6 protein-coding genes are annotated in these 4,423 nt (G+C 57.3%); 4 read left to right on the forward strand and 2 right to left on the reverse strand.

All coding sequences use genetic code 11. The features are described 5' to 3' along the window. Both KJ970_19350 and KJ970_19355 read left to right on the forward strand, forming a co-directional pair. Positions 1 to 786, forward strand: a 786-nt coding sequence (locus tag KJ970_19350; protein MBU2693078.1) for a helicase RepA family protein, incomplete at its 5' end; no start/stop codon positions are given. Positions 787 to 1,014: 228 nt separating this feature from the next. Next, positions 1,015 to 1,848, forward strand: a complete 834-nt coding sequence (locus tag KJ970_19355) for a hypothetical protein (protein ID MBU2693079.1) — start codon at positions 1,015 to 1,017, stop codon at positions 1,846 to 1,848. 87 nt (positions 1,849 to 1,935) lie between these two features. On the opposite strand, the gene KJ970_19360 is transcribed toward KJ970_19355, so the two are convergent. Together KJ970_19360 and KJ970_19365 are read right to left on the reverse strand one after the other, a co-directional pair. After that, the gene (locus KJ970_19360; GenBank protein ID MBU2693080.1) at positions 1,936 to 2,265 is read right to left on the reverse strand and encodes a hypothetical protein; all 330 of its coding nucleotides are present in this window, start codon (positions 2,263 to 2,265) and stop codon (positions 1,936 to 1,938) included. 18 nt (positions 2,266 to 2,283) lie between these two features. Further along, entirely contained in the window at positions 2,284 to 2,511 is a 228-nt protein-coding gene (locus tag KJ970_19365; protein MBU2693081.1) for a hypothetical protein, read from the reverse strand. A gap of 92 nt (positions 2,512 to 2,603) precedes the next feature. Between KJ970_19365 and KJ970_19370 the strand changes: the two genes are divergently transcribed. Both KJ970_19370 and KJ970_19375 read left to right on the forward strand, forming a co-directional pair. Continuing rightward, positions 2,604 to 3,698 (forward strand): DNA adenine methylase, encoded by a 1,095-nt coding sequence (locus tag KJ970_19370; protein MBU2693082.1) that lies wholly within the window; start codon positions 2,604 to 2,606, stop codon positions 3,696 to 3,698. Then, entirely contained in the window at positions 3,698 to 4,375 is a 678-nt protein-coding gene (locus KJ970_19375; protein MBU2693083.1) for a ParB/RepB/Spo0J family partition protein, read from the forward strand. The genes KJ970_19370 and KJ970_19375 overlap by 1 nt, the downstream gene beginning before the upstream one ends. The last annotated feature ends 48 nt before the right edge of the window (positions 4,376 to 4,423 follow it).

The following is a 4,423-nucleotide window of genomic DNA, read 5'->3' on the forward strand; positions in this document are numbered from 1 at the left end:
CCAACGGTACGGACACGGGTGGCCTATCTCAATCTTGAGCTTCCTGGGTACTACCTCAAGGAACGCGTCCAGACCATTCTGCGGGCATCCGAAATTCCCGATGATCTGTTTCTCATCTCCCAGCCCTTCCTCACCGGTCGCATCAATGTCTTAGATCCCGATCACATTCTCGGATTTAAACGAATGATCAAGAATCACGGGATCAGGCTCCTAATCCTCGATGCCTTCAGCCGGATCCACACCGTGGACGAGATCTCGGGTCAGCAGATGGGCGAGGTCATGGGCGCCTGCGATGAGTTGAGGTTCGAGACAAAATCTGCTGTCGAGCTATGCCATCACGAGCGCAAGGGGCAGACATCCAGGGGCTCAGCCGGGGACTCGGATATTGACGCCCTCAGGGGGCATAGCCGTCTGTTGAGCGATCCTCAGACGCTGATTCGCCTCCGGGAGGTTAAGAAGCGCAAGCGGCTTGCCTTTACAAAACTGAACCTCGGACCTCCCGTCGATGGGATCTGGCTGGCTCGACGTGAAGATGGAACCTTTGAGGTCACCGAGGAACCACCTGATCAAAGTATGGAGCGGGAGGAGAATGCCGAGGCTCTGGAGAATGCTGGCCGTGAAGCCGGAGCAACGGGACTCACTGTCGCTGAAGCGATGGATTTTCTACCGCACAAACGAAAGAAGCGGGCGACACAGAATCTCCTCGAAGAACTCAAGTTTCGAAAATCTGGTTCGGGTCCGGCGACTCGATGGATTTGGAGCGACGGAAATGAATCGCGCAGGTGAAATCGTCTGCGCGATGGCTGCGCGATTCGTTGCAATCCTTTGTGTAGTTGTACGTTACGGAGAAGTTGGACAATTTATCGCGCAGCAGGGAGGAGTCTTCAGTATTTATCGCGCATTTTATCGCGCATTCCCCCCCCCCTATAGGGGGGGAGTGCGGGATGCGCGATAAGAGAAGACAGGGGAATACCACCACATTTACCTCGAGGTCTTTTGCCAAGGAGAAATGACATGGCACGACGCCCTAAAACAAAACAGATGCTCGACTATGCGTTGAAGGTACTGAAGGATGAGCATCCGATGACCGTGCGCCAGGTGTTCTATCAACTCGTTTCGAGGCAAGTCATAGAAAACAAGAAAAGTGCCTACAATGCCGTTTCAAAGTTGCTTGTAGAAGCCCGGCGATCGGGTGAGGTGGAATGGGACTGGATCGTGGATCGCCTCCGAGTGCCCCTCTGCGTCGAGCAATGGACCGACATACCTGATTACATGGAATCCGTGCGGCAAGCGTACCGGCGGCATGTCTGGCAGGATCAGCCGGGATACCTGGAGGTCTGGCTCGAAAAGGATGCCCTGTCAGGAATCTTCAATGGTGTTCTCAGTAAATATGGCGTGATTTTGAACATCGGACGGGGGTATGACGGGTGGACATCATTACGCAATGCGTCACAGCGGTTTCAGCGAGTGCGCCGAAACGATAAAACCATCCTCTATTTTGGCGACTTTGATCCATCCGGTGAGGATATGTTTTATTCGCTCCAGAAACGATTGGATTGGTTTGGCGGGCACACAGAACTGATCAAGGTCGCCATAACCCCGGATGACATTGCCCGATATAACATCCCGACCGCCAAAACAAAGAAATCCGATTCAAGGCAAAAAGCGTTTGTTGCCAAGCATGGCGACAGGACGGCCGAGCTTGATGCCCTCCCGCCGTCGGTTCTACGAGAACGGATCACGACAGAAGTTTGCAAACGGATGGACATGGACGCCTTCGCCGAGACCCAGGACCAGGAGGATGAGGATGTGCGGAAGCTGGAGAGGATTGTTGAGAACTGTGTCTAGTCCGGAAACAGATCGGCGAGGTGGGATGGCCGGATTATGGCAAAACAGACAACCCTCGCGATCAGGTGCCGAGGGTTGCCGTGCGGATCAGGACACGCCCTTCTCAATGATGGCCTTCACCGCATCCAGGTCACCCCGGGCCGCGGCGACGACCACGCCTTTCACAAACTTGGTGGCCTTGCCAGATCCGGTTGCCTTGTGGATCAGATCCCGTTCGGCGCGGGTCAACCTGAATGCGAACACGACGAGTGGTTCGGATGGGTCCGGCTTCGGGGCGGGTTCGGGAGCGGGAGCGGGTGCCGTTGTGATTGGATCCGGCGCGATGATCTCGGCCGTCTTGGGGGCCGTCGTCTTCTGTTCTGCCTTGGCCTTCTTCGCGTCCTTCTTTGTGGCTGGTTTGGTCTGCTTCTTAGCCATGATCAAATCTCCTTCTGGTTATTGTGTCCTGGTCATCTTATCCAGCGCTGGGTTGATGCCTGCCTCTCCGTCGTCGCAGGAGAGCAGCTGTTCAATTTCTGTGGCCCAGTGCAGGAAGTCGTACCGGCCACCGGCGATCGTGTTGTCCGAGATCTCAGCAGCCTCGCGCATGAGCCCAGCAGCCTTGGCGAGCAGGTCGGCGGCTTGTTGGGCTTTCTTTGTGGCCTTCGCGTTCATCCGGTTCATCTGTCTCCTCCTTCTGGGCCAGGCCCCATCGCCCGGCGCATTGGTAACAACGCTTCCAACCCCAGAGAAGTCAAGTCAGCGGGAGCAATAAAATGACACGAAACAAGAGACTTTCGATGTGGTCTTCGTTGATGCCCTACTTGGGCGGAAAACGCCGTCTTTGCCCCCTGATCTTCCGGGAAGTGGACCGAATCCTGCCACGGAAGCTATGGCCGGGGCTTACATTTCTCGACGGATTCCTTGGCGGCGGGTCGGTCTCGCTCTATGCCAAAGCCCAGGGATTCAGAGTCGTTTCGGTGGATATCGCCGAGCGGTCCATTGTGGTCGGGAGGGCATTGATACAAAACAGCTCGGTCCGGCTCCGGCGCGAGGACATTTTGCGGGTGGCGGCCGACAAGTACGAACCACCGGCTCAGGTTGAACAAAACTACGCGCCACAGGCGTTCACGCGGGCACAGGCGCGACTTCTCGACCGCATCCTAGCCATGGCCGGGGAGGCGCGAGATATGGCGCGACAGGGGCTCCTACGGCTCCTGGCGGTGCGTGTGGCGCTGTTGTGCCATGCCATGTCATCGGTGCGAACCGGCACCATTCACCGGCTATCCAGCGGCGAATATGAAAACATCACGCCATCCTGCCTTAAAGGATACGTCGAAGGACTACGCCTGAACCGTCCTGACCGCTTGTGGAAAGTAGCGCAGCAGATCAATGCCGGGGTGTTCCAGGGCGAGGCTCAGGTCCTGAAAGCAGACATTGTCAAACTCCTCCCCACGATCGAGGCCGACATCGCCTACTTCGACCCGCCGTATCCCGGCGTCACGAGCTACGAGAAGGAATACAAGATCATCGATGAGATCCTTGAGGGTACGGCCCTGCCGGTAAGCCCCTTCAGCGCCAAGGATGGGGCCTCGATGATCGACGGTTTGTTCAAGCAGGCCAAAAACATCCCGGTCTGGATTTTGAGCCTTGGCAATGCCGAGGTGACGCTGGGCGAGCTGGAGCAGAAGATGCGCGGCTATGGCCGGGAGGTGAAGGCCACCGAGATCCGGTACATGCACAAACCCTCCCAATCCAGCGAGGAGAAGAGGCAGCAGAACCGCGAATTCATTCTGGTCGGCTGGGATCCGGATGCAGAGCTGATCCATAACCCTTCACTCACAACCGTCGCCGCACAAGGAGAAGCGTAATGGCCAAGAAGAAGACCGCAGGAGCGCGGATGGTTCCGCTGGACGATCTTGTCCCGCATCCGCTCAATTCCAACGTCATGTCCGAGGATATGAGGGAGAAGTTAAAGGCGCACATCAAACGGACCGGCCGCTACCCCTACCTCATCGTCCGTCCTCATCCCGATCAGATTGGCAAGTATCAGGTCCTGGACGGCCATCACCGGATCGATGTGCTTCGGGAGCTGGGGCATTCCGAAGCCCGTTGCGATATCTGGGAGGTGGACGATCGGGAAGCGAATCTACTGCTGGCCACGCTGAACCGCCTCGAAGGGCAGGATGTTCCGGTCCGGCGTGCCCAGCTTCTCCACGAATTACTCGGCTCCATGAGCGTCGATGATCTTGCCGGACTCGTCCCTGAAACGGACCGGCAGATTGAGGAGCTGCATGCCCTGTTGGAATTCCCCGCCGATGAGGTGGCGGCGCTGTTGGATGAGCAGGCCGAAGAGGAGGAGAAAGTCTTACCGCGCGTGATGACCTTCGTTGTCACGCCGGATCAAGAAGGGATCATCGAACAGGCCGTCGAGTCTGCCAGCGACGGCACTCCAGGCCGTGATCGCAGAGCGCGGGGGCTTACAAACTTGGCGAAGGGATTTTTGGAGGATCGAACCGATGAAGCGCAGCCACTCGAAGACGCGTGAAGAGGCCCGACGCCTCTACCTGACCGGGGAGATGGAGACCAATGCCGA

The sequence above is a fragment of the Candidatus Eisenbacteria bacterium genome (genome assembly GCA_018831195.1).
In the GTDB taxonomy this organism is placed as follows: Bacteria; Eisenbacteria; RBG-16-71-46; order CAIMUX01; family JAHJDP01; genus JAHJDP01.

What these genes read in the sequence shown, in the direction of transcription:
- KJ970_19355 (MBU2693079.1), top strand. Translation starts at nt 1,015, where the DNA reads ATGGCACGACGCCCTAAAACAAAACAGATGCTCGACTATGCGTTGAAG.
- KJ970_19360 (MBU2693080.1), bottom strand. Translation starts at nt 2,265, where the DNA reads ATGGCTAAGAAGCAGACCAAACCAGCCACAAAGAAGGACGCGAAGAAG.
- KJ970_19365 (MBU2693081.1), bottom strand. Translation starts at nt 2,511, where the DNA reads ATGAACCGGATGAACGCGAAGGCCACAAAGAAAGCCCAACAAGCCGCC.
- KJ970_19370 (MBU2693082.1), top strand. Translation starts at nt 2,604, where the DNA reads ATGACACGAAACAAGAGACTTTCGATGTGGTCTTCGTTGATGCCCTAC.
- KJ970_19375 (MBU2693083.1), top strand. Translation starts at nt 3,698, where the DNA reads ATGGCCAAGAAGAAGACCGCAGGAGCGCGGATGGTTCCGCTGGACGAT.